Below are 18325 nucleotides of genomic sequence, written 5' to 3'. Positions count from 1 at the left end.
TTCCCTGAACACGGTGAGAACGATGGCAACCAGAGACATCTACGGAGAGCGGACTCGACGAAGACGTCCGAACGGAATCAAGTGCGAACCAGTGTCCCGAGTGCGACGGCCAGGTCACCACGAACGCGGTCGAAACGGTCTGCGAGGACTGTGGGCTGGTCATCGACGAACAGCGTATCGATCACGGGACGGAGTGGCGTACGTACGACGACGAGGAGCGCGAGCGAACGGGCGCCCCACTCACTGCGGCCCGCCACGATCGCGGCCTGTCGACAGAGATCGGTCGCGGCACCGACGCGAAGGGAAACGAACTCTCTGGGCAGAAGCGACGGCGACTCGCACGGATGCGCCGTGAGCAGACCCGGGGTCGCTGGCGGTCGAAAGCGGAACGGAATCTCGCACACGGCTTGGGCGAAGTGCGCCGGTTGGCGAGCGCGCTCGAACTCTCCGATTCGGTCCGCGACCAGGCGTGCCATCTCTTCCGGAGCGCCCAGAACGAGGATCTGCTTCGTGGCAGATCCATCGAGGCCATCGCCGCGGCCAGCGTCTACGGGGCCTGCCGGTGCAACGGCCTCTCGCGGTTAGTGGACGACGTCAGCGAGATGGCCCGCGTGGCAGAGTCACGGGTCACGAACGCGTACAAAACGCTGAACGAAGAGCTGGGCCTCCCCGCTGAGCCCGTCTCCCCCAGCATGTTCGTGCCGCGACTCGCCTCGGACCTCGAGTGTCCGAACAAGATCCGACAGCGGGCCCGAACCCTTGCGGAGCAAGCTGAAGAGCGCGGCGTCACGACGGGCGTCCATCCGGCCGGGTTCGCCGCGGCCTGCCTCTACAAAGCGGGGCAGGAACAGGGGTAGTGGGTGACGCAAAGCGACGTCGCGGAGACAGGGAACGTCACGCCAACGACTGTCCGGACGCATCACGAAACACTCGATGAACTCGCGGTCTAGACAGGCCAGGTAGGAAGCGAGGGCGTGCCATTCTCCCAGCGAATCGCCTCTACCGCCGCCGGGAACTGTTGGAGCCGGTCATCGAGGACGGCGAGCGGGTGCGCATCGAGAAACGACGCGCTATGCCGATCAACCGGCATGTTTTCGTGGTTAAGTTGGATGTGACAGGGACCAAGGTCCGGATGGTCGGCGTCTTGGTGGAAGCCGAGCATCAGGTTCCGCTCCGGTTCGACCCAGTTGATGCGGTAGTATTCGTGGTCGACGCCAGCTGGGTACCAGAAGCGAATCTCGAGCCGTGCGGTCGCCGCATCGTAGGAGTCTCTCAGGAACGTCGTCGGGTCGATGTCCGCGATTACGTACCGGGGCCGTCGTCGAGACGGGCGATAGCGCACGTCATCACACCCAGCTTGATTCGTCAATCGGTCGTGAACGTCGCGGAGGAGGGTCCGCTGTGTATAGCGGTCGCGACCGGCAAGAAAAATCATTTGGGAGAGAAAGGATTAGCTCGTGGCGCGGTCGGCCACGTCGGTCATCTGTTCGCGGGCGGCTTCGACGTCAGAGTAGAGTTCCAGTGCGTGCTTGATGAGGCGGCGATCCTCCTCGTTCTCACGCCAGAACGCGATGACGTCGCGGCGCTCACGAAGCTCGGCACTTGCGAGGTTACCGTCGGCGAGCGACTGTTCGAGTTCCTCCCACGTCTCGACGTCGTAGGTCGCCTGCCACTGCTCGATTTCCTCGGTGATCGCGGCCAATTCGCTGCGCAGCTCTTCGCGCGTGTTCTCCTCGATGAGCGTCCGGATCTCCTCGAAGAGCAGACGCGTGTAGTCCGGCTGATAGCGCGTGGTCTCGCCGGCCTCGACGCGGCGCAGCTGGCCCTGATCGACGAGATCCTGGAGTTCCTCGTTGGTCGTACTCCAGGCAGCGTCGGCCTGTTCACTAATCCAGTTGACCGACCGCGGTTCGCGAAGCGTCTCGGCGACCGCTCGAATACGGTCGCGGGCACTCATCGATTCAGTCCACGACTGGACGCCATCTCCCGAAGATTCGGACATGCTTGGCACCTCTTGCGACTGTGTTAGCGCTGAACTCGCATATATGTTTGTACTGTCTCGCATAATCAAGAGGCCATTACGAACGTGGGGGGTCCTGACGTTGAAATACAAAACCGACTGAAACTATGAGTCAACCAATGCACAACCGATATTCTGACTTTGCAGAACTGCGGCCGACTGGCGAGGAGTCCCACATTCCGGACACGAGGCTGGACGACAACTGTGAGGGTGCCCCCCGGCGGCAACGCGTCGCGACGAGCGCTGGTGGCTACCCTGATGCGCCGACGGTAACCGACGGCGAGTGCCGGTCCTGTGGGGCGTCAGTCCCAGACGGCCAGACGAAATGCCGGTTCTGTCTCACTAACTATCTCGGGAGTGACGCCACTAGCACGAACGAGACAGCGTCGACGACGTGCCTCGGCATCGTCCACCTGGTCGTCGAGTCGACCACGTTCTATGGCGCCGTCGCGAAGGGCGGCGCCGCGGCGAACCTCCTCTCTGCCAACGAGGCGGAGCAGGCCGTCGACGACTACACGCTCATCTACGATCTCGACGAGGCACCGGCGCGCCAACTGGCCGAGCAATGGCCCTCACTTCCCGACGCGGTACAGGTGTCGTCAGCGGAGGGAGAGCGGCTTCTCAGTACCGCCCGCGACCGGACTGGGTGGCACGGGCAGGAAGCGTCGGAGCGTCAGGAGCAGGCCCCGACGCGGCTCTACGACCAGCGTGGGGACGGCATCCGCGACGCGTCGCGTCTCGACGCGGTCCTCGACGACGCCGACGACGCGGTGTGGCTGGTTCCAGCGATGGCGCTGACCGAATTCACTGGCAAGGCTGCGGCTGAGAGCCAGGTGTCGTCGGTACCGACGACGCAGGAACTCGACTGTCAAAACTGTGGACTGACGACCGACCATCGGTTCAAGACCCATGAATCGGTCCCGGATGAGGCGTGGACGGGACAACTGATCTGGGAGTGCCGGGTGTGTGGCTCGGCTCGCTACGGGCCCAGTCTCGAGTAGCACTAGTACTGGGCATAGATTAACCAACAGCCGGCGGGTGTCGTCGAGGTTCGTTGGTTAAGGTCGGCCTCCTCCAACCCCGACGCCAGTCTCGATGGGGAGTCTTTCCGCGCCGGCGAGCAGTGAGGCGCTTCCGATGGAGCAAGAGTTCAAACAGGGCTACCGGATGCATCGTATACTCAGCAATCTCAACCGACTCGACATCGACCGGTTGGATGAGGCGGATCGAGAGCGAGTCAAGACCGCGAGAGACCTCCTGGAGGAGGTGAGCCTTCTCACGCGGCCGGGCGACGGATCCGGGGCAGACGCCCACGCAGACTCCTAACTGGCGTCTCCGGCCACGCCTCGGGAGGCACTTCTCGCGTCGGTTTATCGCCCCCGACAGGGGTGCGGGGGCGACCCCGTGAGGTCTAGACATGGCGACACTACAAGCTGCGACGACGTCGACCGGCGCGATTGTATCGGATCCGCAGGCAGTCCGCGAGCTCTGTGAGAGCTACTGCTTCGGGACGCTCGACTGGGAGGTGACCGAAGACGGAGAGTTCACCATCTGGGGTTACGACGACTTCGAGGTGTACGAGGCACGGGAGAACGGCCTCCCAGACTACGAGAGCGGCATTGTGACCCACAAATTCTTGCGAAAACTCGCCGGCTACATCGAAGTCGACGAGGAACTCGATATTCAGACGGCCGGGTTCACGAAATGTCGCTTCCCCGTGCTGGCCAAGCGGTACGTCATTCGCGACGACGAGGTTCTGTATGCAAACCTCAGTTCCCCCGACCCGATCGACGAGTAGCGTTTTGGTCTCTCCTAAACGGACCCCACGTTTCCGACGTTCTTGACCACCGGCTAGCAGAATCAAATCAGCGTCTGAACGTGTTTGGGAGCTGAGGATTATCGGTACGTTTGGGGGGCGACTGCTCGGGTTGCGCGCGCTCCGGCGGGCAGTCCGTTCCTGCCGGGCCCGGGCGTTTCGCGCTGCCGTTGCGTCTGCGACGGACGGGGCACGGTCGCGGGGCCGGGTCGGGCCGGGTGCAGCCACCCGATACCGGTCAGCCCCGAAGGCGGGCCTGCGAGCGCTCGGCCCGCGACCGGGCCGTGACCGAGACCGGGGTGGCTGCATCTTCACCAGCCGTTGCGTCGACGCTCCCTCAATGCGGTCGCGCCGCCGGCCGGCTGGCTCAGACGTGGCCGCTTGCGCGGTCCGGGCGGGCTGCTCGCCATTCGGGCGATAGCCCTCACCCCTCGTTCGCCCGGGCTGCCGCGGCTACTGGGGGCTCGCCGTGCTCACCCCCAGTATGCCACGGTCCGGGGCTCACTCAGGGCTGGCTGTGCGGCCTGCCGGGCGTGCGCTCAAACTCGGCCGCGACGAGCTGTGGGTCCGCGGGCGTCCAGCCCGCACCGGGCTGCCGCACGAGGCGTTTCCGTTGCGTCTGCGACGGACGGGACAGGCTCGTGCGGGTCCGGGCGCGTGCTGTTCCAGCGGGTCCTCGCTCTCTGCGGCCTCGCTGTGGCCGTATGCGACGCCGTTCACCACCGTATACCCCCCGGCCGTGCCGCCTCGGCGCCGTGGCCGCTTCCGTTGCGTCTGCCGACGGACGGGTGTCGGCGAGGCGTCGACCCGCGGTGACCGGCTGGGTATATGGTGGTGACCGCGCGCTCACCTCGAGGTTCACCCCCCGCACTCGTCTGTGGGGGTGCCGTCGGTGCCGCGCCGCGCCGGACAGGGTCCGGCGTGAAGGCGCGGCGCGGACACCTCGGTGACGGCGTCATCGGTCGACGTCGGAGCCGTGGCTCGAGTAGGTTTGTTCGTGAGAATCCCGCGAGTGGTGTCGCGGGCGTCGGCGCGTTAGCGCCTTCAGGAACAACGATGTCTAGTAACAACTCCAGTCGAAAGGTAGTTTCGGTGGCTGAACAGGCGTTCGAGCAAGCGGATGACAAGACAGTCGACGAAGACGGGTTCGAGGTCTTCGACGAGACGCCGACGTTTCAGGCGACGGTGCAACAGGAGATCCAAGCAAAGGTGGATGCGAACCACCCAGATGGGATTGCAGACACGAGCGACGAGCGGATTGACGGGATGACGTTGGCCCAAGAAGAACGCATTCGAGCGCGGGAAGCTGAACTCGAACGGATTAGTGCCCGTGCGGAACTGGGCTCGCAAGAGGGTCGTGAGGCACGGTCGCGGGTGATTGCGGCCGAGCGGAGCGCTGCGCGACGGCGGCAGTTTCAGAAGCGCGCAGCGAGTGTGAACCCGATGGCGGACCCCGACCGGGCGGATCCCCGGACGGAGCTAACCCAAGCACAGTTGGGCGCAGTGAACTCTCAGGCAAAACGGCTGGCAGAGAAGCTGGATGGGTGGTCGCGAGCGGCGATCAGTCGGCGGCTGAGTGAAGCGGTATTAAGCGGCAAAGACATGCTGTCGGCAACTGTGAGCGTGTTCGAGGAACTCGAAGGTGCACCGGGGACGATGGTGCCGATCGGGAAACTGGAGGGCGTGTCGCGACGCGAGGTGTGCATTGAAGGGAGGCTGACGACGATGTGGGAGTCAGAGTCACCGGCGATTCAGCAAGCAGGAATACTCGAAGACGAAAGCGGGCAGGTGAAGCTGACGAGTTGGAAGGCGTCGGACGTGCCGTGGATTCGCGAGGGCGAACGCGTGCGGATTCACGGAGCGGCGCGGAACTGGTACGACGGGCGTGTCTCGGTGGCGCTGACGGGGTGGACGACCGTGCATTTCCCCGAGCGTGACGCTTGGTGGGACGCCTAACGGCGCGAGGCAGCCCTCTTTTTTGTTGGTGGCCGGGCCGACCCAGACCCCACCGCCCCACCCTCCGCTCCGTGCTCGCTCCGTGAGACTCGCATTCGCTCGTCTCACGTGCCCTCGTTCGCGATGCTCACGAGTGACTCCGCTGCGCGCGCAGCCACGACCTTGGTCCATACTCAACATCGAGATCCATGTTCATGGCGGCAACCCCTCTGATATGAACAGCAGGCTCTGTGGAAGTCCTTAGATTTTGACAAACCTGCGTAACACAGACAGAGGATGTATGCAGTAGACGGTCCTCGTTCTGTCGAACAACCCTGAGTATCTGGCCCCCAAAAATCATATGTCTGGTCACGACTGGAATCAGAGAACAGTATTCGTTCAGCGGTTTCAGATCAACCCGTCGTTGTCATCGTCGTCCTGATCGATGAGGTCAATCCCAGAGTTAGCAAAATCCTCTACGAGAGACTCTACGTCGATGTCACCCATGTTTTGCTGATGGTTGTTCGGTAGTTCAGGCCCATTCTGGTTCTGAACAGGAGTAGAGTCGTTATTGGCGTTCTGCAGAAATTTGTACAGTAGATAGCCTCCCCCGACGATTCCTCCTATTTTACCTGCAGATTGGAGGACTTTCACAAACTTCTCTCCGCTATTTATCTCTCTGACCGACATCTTTTCCTTCTTAGTGAGCTGGTCGGCCTGCTGTTTGGCATCTTCAACCCAGTCCCCTATGTTATCCCAGCCATCATCTCTCTTCCATTCGTATGTCTCAAATACGTTGGAGAGTTTCTTCACCCCGTCCTTGGTTTCGATGACGAAATCTTTGAACGGGTTGGAGCCTTGGAAATCTTGGCCGTCCTCCTTGTCTCTCAACCGATGGATCTTGATGCCGACTATCCCGTTACCCTGCCTGACGCTCTCCTTGATCTCGTAGTTGACATATTTCCGGCCCGCGGTTTTGTTACCAATCAGAACCGCTGTTACTGAGGTACCGTGTAACTGGTCGCCTATCCAGTTCTTGATCTCTTCCTCGCTTTGCTTTTTTACTTCCTCCCAGTCCGCAGCATCTTCGAAACCAGCCGCTTCTCTCCCTTGCGTCACCCACGCATTTCTAACCGGGTTGACTCGCCACTTGTCTCTCTCGTAATGAAAACTGAAGAAGACTCTTCGAACCATGATTTGAACTTATAGCTCCATTGAATACCTACCAGTATCAAAATTTCCCGACCGCGGTGAAAGTAATAACAGGAAGGAGGTTCAAAGAATTCTTGAACACCCACTTTTGAAATATTGATCAGTTTCTCAGCTAAACTCACCCGGTGATAGTCGCTCACCCAGCTCACCAACTAGATTAATGAATAGTCTACCGCGTATTCAGAAGTCGTACATCTCGTTGATCGATTCGATATCCGGTCCTGCGAAGTACTGCATCAATTTCGTCAACCGTCGTGACCAACTCAGAAAGTGGGTGGTCAGCAGAGGGCAAGAAATATACTTAAAAGCCGGATCAGTTGTTGGTATGGCCGTTCGTACTGAGCAGGTACGAAATTAAAATTCGTGTTCACTTCCCATCAATTCCTTTTTGATGATCTCCGCGTCGGAGTCCATCTCCGAGCGGTTCAAGTCCAGTCGCGGACCTTCCAAACGAATTTTGTCTGTTGCTGACCGTGGCAACACGTGAAGATGAACATGAAACACTTCCTGACCGGCTGCTTCTCCGTCTGCTAGCCAAAAGTTGATTCCTTCACTCTCTATCTCTGAAGCTCTGAGCGCCTCAGCTACCTTCATACCTACCTCAAATAGCTCTCCTCCGGCCTTATATTCCATATCTGACAGTGAGGCTGTGTGTGTTTTTGGTATCACGAGGACGTGACCTCTGGTCATCGGCCGGAGAGTCATCATAGCCAAGATGCAATCATTCTGATAAACAACGCTGCTCGGCGCGTCTCCAGCTACGATCTTACAGAACTCACAATCTTCCATAGTGATACCGTTACAGCCAGAAGTCATTATTCGTTCTGCCAGTGTTTAATGGCTGCCGCTAAAATCCATTAGACCCTCATAGTGTATATAATATGATTGACTATAGTGATACACCACTCAGTTCAAGAGATAACCACAATACGAAAACCAAAATGGAATATATTAGTAGTAGAGCAAAAATTGTCCCATGGAAAAGCAATAGCGATTTTGAGAGCATTAACTTCGGGATTGAGTCTACACTATACGCAGATGCATCCATCTCGAACTGGGCCCTATTTTCGTTACCCGTCCTTGCATCCTCAAACATAGACCGATATCTTCGCTCAAGTTTGAGGTAGTATGCGTCCAATATCCAGAATCCGAAAAGAGGTATAAACGCAACTAGGAGATGCAGATCTTTAGTCCGGAAAAGAAGGACTACCACAATAAGAGTGATTGACCATCCTTTAATTTTAAATGAGTTCCCAGCTAAACGGGAAATGATGTCTTGAATAAATTCAAGATCTGATATATTAGGGCCGTCTCCCATTACCGGTTAACAATTTGAGCTGCTTCCTCCACCCAATCCCCTAAATTCTCCCGGCCATCGTCACTTACCCAATCATAGGTGTTAAAAATGGAAGACAGTTTTTGGTCTGTGTTTGGATCTTTATACCTTGATAACGGGTTTTTACCTCGCCGACCTCTGTTTCCATCTTCATCCCGTATTTTATGAATTCTAACGCCGACTAATCCCATATCTTCTTCATAACTTTTTTCGATTTCATGATTTATCCATTTTCTATCGTATGTGTCACTTCCAATTAGAACAACGGTCACAGAACAACCCTTTATTTGCCTATTAATCCAGTCTCGAACTGCATCATCCCCCTCACGTTTTATTGATTCCCAACTTGCACCATCAATAAATCCAGATTCTTCAATACTCTGGTCAACAACATCTGAATTCCGGACCTGACTAGCTCTCCAGATGTCGTTATCGTAATGAAAGCTAAAGAACGTTGTTCGCGCCATATGTTTATCATTCAATTAGTGTACATTATATCTTTGGTTAGTAACGATTGACACGTGAAAATGGGAGCAGTTCGGGTGGCACATTCGTGCGCTGTATTCAGCACGGCCTCAACAAACTATCTGTGACTGAGGATTTCAACAGAGCCGAACAGCAGGAATCACGATCTAATAATGTGTGGTCCAGAAGTTCTATAAGATATGTATTTGTAGTGAACTATAATGGCTGCAAATGTCTTTCTCGTCCCATGTGACCCCGGAAACTTCCAAAGAACAGTTCTAAACCACGTTGAATTGGATGACTACCCGGATCACCCTGCTGCACTTTCCAACCTTGAGTCTGTCCGGTTCTGGGGTGCCCGTGATGGTGAGAGTAACCGAAACTACTTCGAGAAAATGGTGTCAGACGATCTTGTATTGTTTTATCAGGATGGTCAATACGTAGGTGTTGGGTTCGTTGGGCTAACATTTGAGGATTCTTCCGATTGGGAAAGCACAACGTTCTGGCGGAACGCACCGTCGAATCTCATCTACACTATTACTGAGTTTGACGAGGTTGCTGTCCCACGGGCTGCTGTCAATCGAATCTTTGGGTATAGCGATGAGTACTACCCCCAGGGATTAATGCGGGTTGCTTCAGGTCGCGTCAGCCGTCGACCAGTCGTAATCAAGCGAGCGGTAACAGAATTCGATGCAAAGAATAGCTCGCAACAAGATATATACCGTATCTTTGCTGTGTGTGGTCGCCTTGCTCGTTCTCACTCGGTGAGTGTACTCGTATACTGTTGTTCCCAGTCGTCGCGGGCTTCGATTTCTCGGCGACCGCGAGCTGTGATCGCGTAGACGTTTGTTCGGCGGTCCTTTTCGCCCTTGTCGAGTAGCCCTTTCTCAACGAGTGTATCGAGGTTGGGATACAGCCGACCGTGGTGGATCTCGGTTTCGTAGTAGTCCTCGAGTTGGTCTTTGATTGCAAGCCCGTGTGGCTCCTCCAAGCCGGCGGTGACATACAGCAGGTCGCGTTGGAACCCAGTCAAATCGTACATTTTGCTGCCCGCAGCTAGTTTAAGAATACATATACGTTTGTTGGCTATCGGCCGGGTTTCAGAGCGGCCTCGCTGGACGAACGTTTATATCGGAACGTACAGCCACGATGCGATATGCCGCCCTACCGTGACCCGACCGCGGAGTTTCGACCATATGGCGAAGCGACGCAGATTACAGACGCACAGTTGGAAACTGACCATGCCGAGTACGGCGACGGAATCCCGGAGCGTGACTACCCTGCAGGTAACGACCGGGATACGGACACCTGTCAGACCTGTGAGCGGGCCATTCCTCGGACCCAGAGCCAGTGTCGGTTCTGCCTCGATCAGGACGTCTCGGTCCCAGACAGCACCTCTGCGCCCCACGAGCAATCGCTCCACGGCATCATCTGTCTGCTCGTTCCGTCGCAGTCATCGCGGGGTGCACTCGCAAAAGGAACTGCAGCAGCACGATTACTGCAGCGTTCCCACTCGTCCCCCATCGATGAGTGTACACCTGTTGCAGCGCTCGAACAGCCGATCGCGGAGCCACTTCGAACTCGATGGGGTCACCTCCCGGACGTCGTCCCAGCGACTGGGTCGCGGGAGGATGGCTTCGTGGCGAAAGCCCGGTCAGTCTCGTTGTGGTCCGCCTCTCCTTTGACGGAGGGTTCTGCTTCCCGGTGGTACGACGCTGCTGGGACGCAGATTACTGAGGAACCCCGTCGTGAGCAGTTACTTTCGGACCCGAGAACGTGGGTTGTCCCAGCGATTGCGCTTCGACGAGCGTCTGTCGACGCCTCGCCATCACAGTCGTCGTCAGCCTCACCAACACGGCAACTGCTCCGCTGTCAGTCGTGTGGTGAGCAGACACCGCATCGGTTCGACTCACGCGACGACAGCCCACCCGCAGCGTGGGCTGGAGAGCCTGTCTGGCGGTGTTCCGTATGTCGAACGCCGCAGTACGGACCTGACCTGGGTGCCAGTCATTGAGATTACTGACCGTGTGGTCATCGCGAGGAATTCTTGAGCGATACCGGCGGAATCCACGTATGCAAAACAGGACAGCGACAGTCTGATCAATAGTTATACAACGGCTGAGCAATTCAGCGAATTTAGCGTTCCCTGAACTCATCAAGCTTCGATTGTATCGTATCCTCTTCCAACTCAACGGATTCGTCGCCGATTCTGAGCGACACATCTTTGTCTTTCAGTTTGTCATAGAGCCAGGAACTCGCAACATTCAGTGCCACCGATCCTCCCACATATAGTACGAAATCAGCGACAGGTGGCGTGTCGATGCCTTTCTGGATGAGAGCCCCATTAAATTCAATCTCTACACCATCAGCAATCTCATTGGACATTCCCATCGCCATTCGTTTCTCATCGGGGTCGATGAGATCGTACGCGATGCGTTTGTCACGTGAGACAATAGTGAGTGGAATACGCTGAGTCATACTTCGTCCCTTGTGGTAAAGAAACAAGAAGGGTCACCACCGGGTGAAACTAATAGACGGGTAGTAGCTTACCTGTTTTGAGCGATTCGACTCTCTCTTCGCTAGACATCATGCCTGGTCCAACTTGCACCCTGAGTTCAGCACGGCTTCAACGACTGCCAGCGACTGGGCTTTCAACAGAGCAGTCTGAAGCGTCATCCAACCTCGTTAAGAGCAACAGTACACGTGAAATCTGGTGTGTCGTAGTGGGTTGTGTTTGTGTGCGCCGGCGATGGGCGCCGGCGCAGGAGGTCGGACAGACTTCGACTCTTGAGCCGGTGAGGTGACGACGAATGCACCAGGTAATCTACGCACTCGTGACTGCATCGACAACAGACCAAGCCCTCTCGCGGGCCGCTGACGTATTCGATCAACTGGTGGGGGCCGCCCCGCACGCCGAGGCGGTGTTCGACTATTATGTGACGTTCGACGACGACTCGACAACAGTCGCCGGCAGCGCCCGGTGGGGTGACCTCCCGGTTGCAGAGCCTGTTGGCTCAGAAGACGGACAACAGCTCCTTGAGCGCGGGTGGCAGGCGACGACACGCGAGTTTGAGCGAAACCTCGAGCGTGTTCGAGAGGGCGTTGACAACCTCGACGCTGCGGCGATCATGCGCGATGAGGATCTTGTCAGGCATGCGTGCCACAACCTCGGGGCATACCGCGGACCGGCGGTGTACCTCTACGACGAGTTCGCTGACGGGGTTCGGCATCGCGAGCGGCTTGAGCAGCTCGTCGGGTCCAACGACCATCTGTGGATCGTTCCCGCTGATGTCCATTACTGAGTCGACGCTGTGTCCAATGGTACTCCTGAGAGAGCCGCTTCCTGATCGTGGTATTGCTGTTCGAATCGTCATCGACGACGTGGCTGACACTTATCGTGTCGAGTACACGCCGCTGTCCGGTGGTGTGGTGACCGACGAGTGGACTGTGTTCGGTGGCTCCGTCGGCTATGATGCGTCGGTGTTTGCGACTGACACTGCTGCCCGTGCGTTTGTCGAGCGCGTTCGAACGACCTCACACGATGATGTCCTCGCGGAGTTAGCAGCAGACACAGACTGAGCGACCGAGTAGGACGGTGGTGCGCTTGGTGTTGTTTTTGCGCCGCCCAAAGGGGCGGAGGCGCAGTAACAGATACAAATTCCAACGCTGGCAGTCGAGTTGTCTCACTTCCCACACCACCCGCTCGTGATACTTGCTCCGGTGGTGAATGATTGATGAGTCTCGAGCGCGTGTCCCGTCACGACGAGGCGCTGTTCGAGTTTTTGTGGTGTCCGGTGTGTGGCACGGAAGCGTTCACGCACATTCCCTTCGAGGGGGTGTTCTGTACTGAGTGCAATACCTGCGTGACGTACCGTGAGTCGCCTGAGTCGCGTGGCTACGATGAGGCGGTCATCATCACATTCGACGCGACGACGACGTGGAATCTCCACGTCGACGAGAAACTTCGCCGGCCGCTCCCGGACGACGAAGCACAAGTTAAGATTCTCGGTGCGCCCGGTGACTACCACGTCGATTGGTGGGCACCAACCACGACCGAAGATTGGACGCCAGTCGAGCGCAACGAGTTCGCTGACGAGTCCGAACCGGAGGAAGTGTCGCACCTCGCATAGCGTCGGTCGGGAGACCCGTCGGTACTAGCGCGCCGTGGTTATTTTTTCGCCCGTGATGGGTGCGGGCTGAAGACACAGTCCGTGTGACGTGATTTCCATGAGTCACCAACAAACAGAGTCAGACGTGTCAATCGATCAGGTTCCGGTCGACCTCGACCTCGTGCATCGTTCGGAGTTCACCCGAGCCGACGTTCCCGATGCAATCGAGTCGATTTCGTGGGACCTTCTGAGTGAACAACCGCCGACGAATCCGCTCGTTGTGCTCAAAGCCGCTCGCTGGTGGTACATCCACGGCACAGGTGAGTCCGATCCCGTGTACTGCTGGGCGATTGAGTGGGTTCGCCACCTCACAACCGGTGAATCGACTGCAAGCGGCCTGTTCGGCGAGTGTCGACAGTACCTTCGGAGCCTCGAGTGCGAGGACACCGACCAGTAGTTCGCCCCGCTGTTTTTTTGTGCGCCCCAGAGGGGTGCGGCGCGTCCTAGAGAGACGTGTTAGAACTGAAACCAATGGCAACAACGAGTTCTCCGTCGGTGTCGTTCGACGAGACCGACACGCGACACGATGAAATGCATCGCACGATCGAACAGTGGCTTGCTGACCTCGCTGACGACGTCGACGACGCTCGGGCGAGCGAGCAGTTCCAAGAATGGCTGGACATCCAGAGCCGATTCCACGACTACTCCCACCGCAATACACTCCTCATCACCCTCCAATGCCCTGAGGCGACGAAGATTGCTGGCTACCGGACGTGGCAAGCAGAGTTCGACCGATACGTCGAGGAAGGCGAGTCGGCGATCTGGATCTGGGCGCCGATCATCACGACCCAATGCCCCGAGTGTGGGAACGCACCGAGCTATCACGAAAACAGCGAGTGTGAGTACGACGAGACGCCACCCGAGGAATGGTCAGAGGGACTGGTGGGCTTCAAGCCCGCTCCAGTCTTCGACATTTCGCAGACTGAGGGTGAGCCACTCCCAAGGCTGGACACGGCGGCGACTAGTGAGCCTGACACGCTCGTCGACGACCTCACTCACATCGCGTCGGACCTCGGCGTGACCATCCGCATCGTCGATTCCGACGAGTGGCGACATGGGGAGGCAAAGGGCGTCTGCCAGTCGCGGAGCGTCCAAGACCTCACCCCACTCGTGGAAGTGAAGAATCGGCCGAACCGTGCCGACCTCGCGTCGACGATCATCCACGAGTACGCCCACGCGATTCTGCACTTCGACATCACCGACGCGACCGAGCGGGCGAAACGTGAGGTCGAAGCGGAGGCCGTTGCGTACGTCGTCGGTCGCTATCTCGGCTTGGATACGAGTGGGTCGGCGTTCTACCTTGCAGCGTGGCAGGGCGACGAGACAGACGTGCTGCAAGAGCGACTGGGTCGGATTAGCGGGACGGCTGAAGAGATTCTCTCAACACTCGACGCGGTCTGAGATCTCTTATCTGTGGTTCGGTTGTCGCTGCTCTGTGCCTCTTTGTCAGACGTAGTTTGTCTGTAACAGGGTATATAGAACTTTTCACAGGGTGATGTTTTCGCAGGTCCAGCGGTGAATTGCTAGGCACACCGTTTCTGGGGATTTATTGATTGAATGTCGGTGCCCCGGTGGAATAGTCTCGATGAGTTGAACTGGCCACTTCCCTTCTCCACGATATGATGACCAACGAACTCGACTCCTTGCTCGAATGGTTCGAGTTGAAGGACGAACTTCGGACGGGATGGGTGCTTCGGAATATCGACTCGCCTGAATCGGTCGCGGCCCACACGTGGGGGACAGCGTCGCTTTGTCTGCTCTATGCCGAGCAGGAAGACGTTGACCCTCAGAAAGCAGTGACGATGGCACTCATTCATGACCTCGGCGAAGCTCGAACGGGCGATATCGCAACCCGCGCGGAAGACGGACGCCAGACCATTCCCACGTCCGAGAAGGAGGCAGCTGAACGGAGTGCAGTAACCGATCTTGTCGGACCGTTCGCGGACACCGAACTGCTGTCGCTTTGGGAAGAGTACGAAGCTCGTGACACCCCGACGGCACAGTTCGTCAAGGACATGGATCTAATCGATAACTGTCTCCAGGCGCTCAAGTACGAGCGCCAAGGTCGGTACGACGAGGACGAGACGAACGACCACTTTGCCGAGTTCGAGAATCTGGACGAGTTCTTTGCTACCGCTGCGCCTCGCTTCCGGACAGAACTCGGCCAAGACCTGTTCGAGCAAATTAAATCGCAGTACGAACGAGAACTTGGGCGACCCTGCCAACTCTGAATACGTCTTTCAGTCGCAACTCCCCTAGTCGGTGTCGCACCTGTATTGACTGCAGGACAATCAGGACAGGACAGCACAAAGAATCCCACCAGATTCTGTGTCACCTGTCACTCTGTTCGGCAGTGTAGTTTTTCATGCGCCCGAAGGGGTGCGCGCATTGCGTGCTGGCTACCATGATTCCTGTACTACCAGAGTTCGACCCACCTGCACGCGTCCTCAAGCGGGCGCAGTACGAGGCGTTTGCATTCGAACTCCTCGAGGGCGATGTCCGTGTTCGCAACGAGAGCTATGCTGAGCCGACTGCCCACGAGTACCGGGTTCGAATTCGTGATGGCGTGCCCGATTCGTGTTCGTGTCCCGCTGATGCGAGCGGTAACGGTCCGTGTAAGCATCGAGTTGCGGTCGCGATCCGCCCACGAATACTCGACCTCGCCGTCCAGATGCGCGTCGTCGCAGATGGTGGGTCAACATCACGCGGTGATGATGACACAACAGACCTGCCCTGCGAGTGTGAACAGCTCTCTGAAGCTCTTCCCTGTTGGAACTGTATCGTCGCTGGGCGGCGTAAGCTGTCTGAGTAGTCGTTGGTGAGGGCCTCGTACGTCACCAATCACCCATCAGTCGTCGGACTGCTGGGACGCAGCGTACGCACCAGCAAACTGCTCGCGCATCTCTCGACGGAGCAGTTCGCTCATCACTTCGTAGACGACTGGCTGGGGATACTTGTTGAGGAGGCGTTGGACGTCAGCTGCACATTCGCTTTTTTCAGTCGCAAAGTTCGCAGTCCATGGTGAGCTACTCATACCAGATAGTAATTTGTTGTCTCAGTTAACTGTTCGCCTGGTGAGAGATTCCTACGACCGCAGTCCGCGACTCGTGGCCCACAGATATCGATAACTCGAGTGCACGAAACTCGGTGGGCACGAGGCCCACGAGGGAGTTATCAAGGGGTGGATGCAGATAGCTTGGTACGCGATTCCGCACCCGTTGCAGAACAGGGCACGTCTTGTGTGACACGACGAGCCTGCAACGGTAATCCACCTGCTAGCATGTTTGGTATTGTGGTTCAGTCATTTAATGACCGCCAACCGAAGCCAACCTGTCCGAGACGGCGACGGCGTTTTTTGAGCCCCTGAAGGGTGCGGGGCGCAGCGAGATGCGTCCCGCGGTGTTCGAGATGGCAACACGAGATGTCTACGAGCGACAGTTCGACGAATCGTGCGGGAAATCCTGTGGAAACGCCTCCTGTCCGGAGTGTGGCGGTCAAGTCATTACGGACGCTGGCGAGCAACGGTGTGAGTCCTGTGGGCTCATCATCGACGACCACGGCATCGACCACGGCCCGGAGTGGCGGTCGTTCGAACGTGACGAGCGCAAGCGGGTCGGGGCGCCGCGAACGCCGACGCGACACGATCACGGCCTCGCTACTGAAATCGGCCGACACGTCGATGCGAATGGGAGGCCGCTTCCGGGCGAACGCCGACAGCAACTCTCCCGGCTCCGCACCCAGCACAGTCGGAGTCGGTATCAGTCGAGTCGCAAGCGTCGACTCGCACATGGGTTGGACGAAGTCCGGCGACTCGCCGGCGCGCTCGACCTCCCCGACAGCCTGCGTGACCAAGCCTGTCGGTGCTTCCGGTCTGCTCAGCAGGCGGATCTGTTGCCGGGGCGGTCGATTGAAGCAGTCGCGGCTGCGAGCGTCCACGCGGCCTGCCGATGTTCGGGGCTTTCGCGAACGCTCGCTGAACTTGTCCCACTCGCACGGGTGGTTGAATCGCGCGTTCGGTCGGCGTACAACGCACTCAATACAGAACTCGGGCTGCCTGCGGAGCCAGTTACACCGGTTGAGTTCGTTCCGCGGGTGGCAGATGCGCTTGACGTGACAGACCGGATTCGGCGACGAGCACGGTCGTTAGCTGAGACATCGAGTAGTGAGTGGGCTCATCGGGGCGCGAATCCGCATGCAGTCGCGGCAGCGTGTGTGTACACTGCTGCGACTGAGCGGGACTGGCCGCTCACGCAGGCGCGCGTTGCGGCCGTGAGTGATACCTCAACTCAAACAATTCGGACGCATTACCAGACGTTGTGTAAAATCGGCACCACGTGAATAATATCCCCCCGGGATTTACCATCTATACATGCTCGGCGAGCAGTTGAAGACAGTCCCAAGTGGTGAATCCGGGGTCTATTGTATGTTTGATCTCGATGGTGAGCCGGCTTATGCCGGCCGATCAAGTGATCTTCGCTCGCGCTTACGCCAACACTTCGTCCGACAAGACTCGAGCGTGGTGAGCTATGGTCGGTTAGACATCTGGGACATCGGACGGGTCGATTGGTGGCAAACGCCGCACGACAAAGACGCCGAAGAACAACTCCTTGCCCATTACAGACCGTACCTAAATTTCGAAGAAGTGACTGCCGTGGGTGATGTGAAGACTCACATTGACCCGACCTGTCCGGACGATTCTGTCGCGCTCGCTTCAGACGATGAACAGCGGTTCCGGTCTGAACCCTACAACCGCACAAAACAGAAACTTGAGCACATCTCTCGAATGGTCGACAAAATCAAACTTTCGGGACATAGTGACGATACCAAGCGAACGTTGTACGAACACGAGCGGATTTTACGAGAGAACCTCGCAGAATTCCTCGATATCGATGCTCCTGGAGAACAGTCTACACTCTCAATTTGGGACGAAGAGTAACTACGTGGGGAGGAACAGAGTCGCCCAACGAGTGTGGTAACTCAGGGTAAATCCAGCTCAGATCGCAAATACGCATCGACACTATCGTATTGATTCTCGATAACCTCACAGAGCTCTCGGTTCGTCAAGAGTCCACCTCTGGTGATGTTTGCAGACCCAATGTAGACGTAGCCGTCAGTCACGACTGCTTTGGCATGCAGATCGTCAACCTCGAAGATTGTCGCTAGGTCCTCTAGCCTGGAGAGTGCGTAGCTATTGTGCGACTCACCCTCCCTGACGTAGATGTCTATAGTAGTCTCGAACTGCTCAAGAGCTTCTGAGAGCGTCATTCGCCTTGTTTCGACACCTTGCCCCAATGGAAGCTTGACTTCGACATCGCTCAACCATGGTGAACAAATTGCCACCTTGTCAGCGTGGACCAGCGAGAAGCCGATAA

At 57.6% G+C, this 18325-nt stretch carries 22 protein-coding genes and 1 pseudogene; 14 read left to right on the top strand and 9 right to left on the bottom strand.

Annotated elements, in window-relative coordinates; translation table 11 throughout:
- Positions 1-22 precede the first annotated feature (22 nt).
- Positions 23-950, top strand: a pseudogene (locus BN984_RS18695) (transcription initiation factor IIB).
- Here the strand turns inward: BN984_RS18695 and BN984_RS18690 are convergent.
- Both BN984_RS18690 and BN984_RS18685 read right to left on the bottom strand, forming a co-directional pair.
- Positions 947-1435 (bottom strand): hypothetical protein, encoded by a 489-nt coding sequence (locus BN984_RS18690; protein WP_049969034.1) that lies wholly within the window; start codon positions 1433-1435, stop codon positions 947-949. The pseudogene BN984_RS18695 and the gene BN984_RS18690 sit on opposite strands and share 4 nt — an antisense overlap.
- A gap of 15 nt (positions 1436-1450) precedes the next feature.
- Positions 1451-2002 carry a DUF7342 family protein gene (locus tag BN984_RS18685; RefSeq protein WP_049969033.1) on the bottom strand — a complete coding sequence of 184 codons (552 nt, stop codon included), beginning with the start codon at positions 2000-2002 and terminating at the stop codon, positions 1451-1453.
- 137 nt (positions 2003-2139) lie between these two features.
- On the opposite strand from BN984_RS18685, the gene BN984_RS18680 reads away from it, so the two are divergent.
- The 4 genes from BN984_RS18680 (at position 2140) to BN984_RS18665 (ending at position 5792) form a co-directional block, all read left to right on the top strand.
- Positions 2140-3021 (top strand): biosurfactant protein 1, encoded by an 882-nt coding sequence (locus BN984_RS18680; protein WP_049969032.1) that lies wholly within the window; start codon positions 2140-2142, stop codon positions 3019-3021.
- A gap of 136 nt (positions 3022-3157) precedes the next feature.
- Positions 3158-3346 carry a hypothetical protein gene (locus BN984_RS18675; protein WP_049969031.1) on the top strand — a complete coding sequence of 63 codons (189 nt, stop codon included), beginning with the start codon at positions 3158-3160 and terminating at the stop codon, positions 3344-3346.
- Positions 3347-3437: 91 nt separating this feature from the next.
- Entirely contained in the window at positions 3438-3818 is a 381-nt protein-coding gene (locus BN984_RS18670) for a hypothetical protein (RefSeq protein ID WP_049969030.1), read from the top strand.
- Between the two features lie 1074 nt (positions 3819-4892).
- Positions 4893-5792: an SOSS complex subunit B family protein gene (locus BN984_RS18665; protein WP_049969028.1), complete on the top strand. Its 900-nt coding sequence runs from the start codon at positions 4893-4895 to the stop codon at positions 5790-5792.
- A 387-nt stretch (positions 5793-6179) separates the two neighbouring features.
- On the opposite strand, the gene BN984_RS18660 is transcribed toward BN984_RS18665, so the two are convergent.
- The 5 genes from BN984_RS18660 to BN984_RS18645 form a co-directional block, all read right to left on the bottom strand.
- Positions 6180-6965 carry a TIR domain-containing protein gene (locus tag BN984_RS18660; protein WP_049969027.1) on the bottom strand — a complete coding sequence of 262 codons (786 nt, stop codon included), beginning with the start codon at positions 6963-6965 and terminating at the stop codon, positions 6180-6182.
- 372 nt (positions 6966-7337) lie between these two features.
- Complete coding sequence (locus BN984_RS18655; RefSeq protein ID WP_049969064.1) at positions 7338-7772, bottom strand: HIT family protein; 435 nt, start codon at positions 7770-7772, stop codon at positions 7338-7340.
- A 528-nt stretch (positions 7773-8300) separates the two neighbouring features.
- On the bottom strand, positions 8301-8786 hold the full coding sequence (locus tag BN984_RS19240) for a TIR domain-containing protein (RefSeq protein ID WP_081909278.1): 486 nt from the start codon (positions 8784-8786) through the stop codon (positions 8301-8303).
- A gap of 755 nt (positions 8787-9541) precedes the next feature.
- On the bottom strand, positions 9542-9826 hold the full coding sequence (locus BN984_RS18650; RefSeq protein ID WP_049969026.1) for a PadR family transcriptional regulator: 285 nt from the start codon (positions 9824-9826) through the stop codon (positions 9542-9544).
- Positions 9827-10920: 1094 nt separating this feature from the next.
- Positions 10921-11262, bottom strand: coding sequence for a hypothetical protein (locus tag BN984_RS18645; RefSeq protein WP_049969025.1), 342 nt, complete (start codon positions 11260-11262; stop codon positions 10921-10923).
- A 332-nt stretch (positions 11263-11594) separates the two neighbouring features.
- Between BN984_RS18645 and BN984_RS18640 the strand changes: the two genes are divergently transcribed.
- The 7 genes from BN984_RS18640 to BN984_RS19235 all read left to right on the top strand — a co-directional run bounded on the left by BN984_RS18640 (position 11595) and on the right by BN984_RS19235 (position 15765).
- The gene (locus BN984_RS18640; RefSeq protein ID WP_049969023.1) at positions 11595-12086 is read left to right on the top strand and encodes a hypothetical protein; all 492 of its coding nucleotides are present in this window, start codon (positions 11595-11597) and stop codon (positions 12084-12086) included.
- Positions 12087-12102: 16 nt separating this feature from the next.
- Positions 12103-12363 (top strand): hypothetical protein, encoded by a 261-nt coding sequence (locus BN984_RS18635; RefSeq protein ID WP_049969022.1) that lies wholly within the window; start codon positions 12103-12105, stop codon positions 12361-12363.
- A 155-nt stretch (positions 12364-12518) separates the two neighbouring features.
- Entirely contained in the window at positions 12519-12914 is a 396-nt protein-coding gene (locus tag BN984_RS18630; protein WP_049969021.1) for a DUF7567 family protein, read from the top strand.
- Positions 12915-13011: 97 nt separating this feature from the next.
- Positions 13012-13350, top strand: coding sequence for a hypothetical protein (locus BN984_RS18625; protein WP_049969020.1), 339 nt, complete (start codon positions 13012-13014; stop codon positions 13348-13350).
- Between the two features lie 74 nt (positions 13351-13424).
- Complete coding sequence (locus tag BN984_RS18620; protein WP_049969019.1) at positions 13425-14354, top strand: M78 family metallopeptidase domain-containing protein; 930 nt, start codon at positions 13425-13427, stop codon at positions 14352-14354.
- A gap of 218 nt (positions 14355-14572) precedes the next feature.
- The gene (locus BN984_RS18615) at positions 14573-15184 is read left to right on the top strand and encodes an HD domain-containing protein (protein WP_049969018.1); all 612 of its coding nucleotides are present in this window, start codon (positions 14573-14575) and stop codon (positions 15182-15184) included.
- A 173-nt stretch (positions 15185-15357) separates the two neighbouring features.
- Positions 15358-15765 (top strand): SWIM zinc finger family protein, encoded by a 408-nt coding sequence (locus tag BN984_RS19235; protein WP_081909288.1) that lies wholly within the window; start codon positions 15358-15360, stop codon positions 15763-15765.
- A 36-nt stretch (positions 15766-15801) separates the two neighbouring features.
- Here BN984_RS19235 and BN984_RS18605 read toward each other — a convergent pair whose 3' ends face one another.
- Complete coding sequence (locus tag BN984_RS18605; protein ID WP_049969016.1) at positions 15802-15987, bottom strand: hypothetical protein; 186 nt, start codon at positions 15985-15987, stop codon at positions 15802-15804.
- A 374-nt stretch (positions 15988-16361) separates the two neighbouring features.
- Here BN984_RS18605 and BN984_RS19230 point away from each other — a divergent pair, with 374 nt between their 5' ends.
- A complete protein-coding gene (locus BN984_RS19230) occupies positions 16362-17291 on the top strand; it encodes a transcription initiation factor IIB (RefSeq protein ID WP_081909287.1) in 930 nt (309 codons plus the stop codon).
- Between the two features lie 31 nt (positions 17292-17322).
- On the top strand, positions 17323-17889 hold the full coding sequence (locus BN984_RS18600) for a GIY-YIG nuclease family protein (RefSeq protein ID WP_049969015.1): 567 nt from the start codon (positions 17323-17325) through the stop codon (positions 17887-17889).
- A gap of 41 nt (positions 17890-17930) precedes the next feature.
- Here the strand turns inward: BN984_RS18600 and BN984_RS18595 are convergent, their stop codons facing one another.
- The gene (locus BN984_RS18595) at positions 17931-18218 is read right to left on the bottom strand and encodes a phospholipase D-like domain-containing protein (RefSeq protein WP_049969014.1); all 288 of its coding nucleotides are present in this window, start codon (positions 18216-18218) and stop codon (positions 17931-17933) included.
- Positions 18219-18325 lie beyond the last annotated feature (107 nt).

Origin of the sequence: Haloferax prahovense, assembly GCF_000723845.1 — an archaeon.
GTDB classification, from domain to species: Archaea; Halobacteriota; Halobacteria; order Halobacteriales; family Haloferacaceae; genus Haloferax; species Haloferax prahovense.
This window is presented reverse-complemented; position numbering and strand designations above follow the sequence as displayed.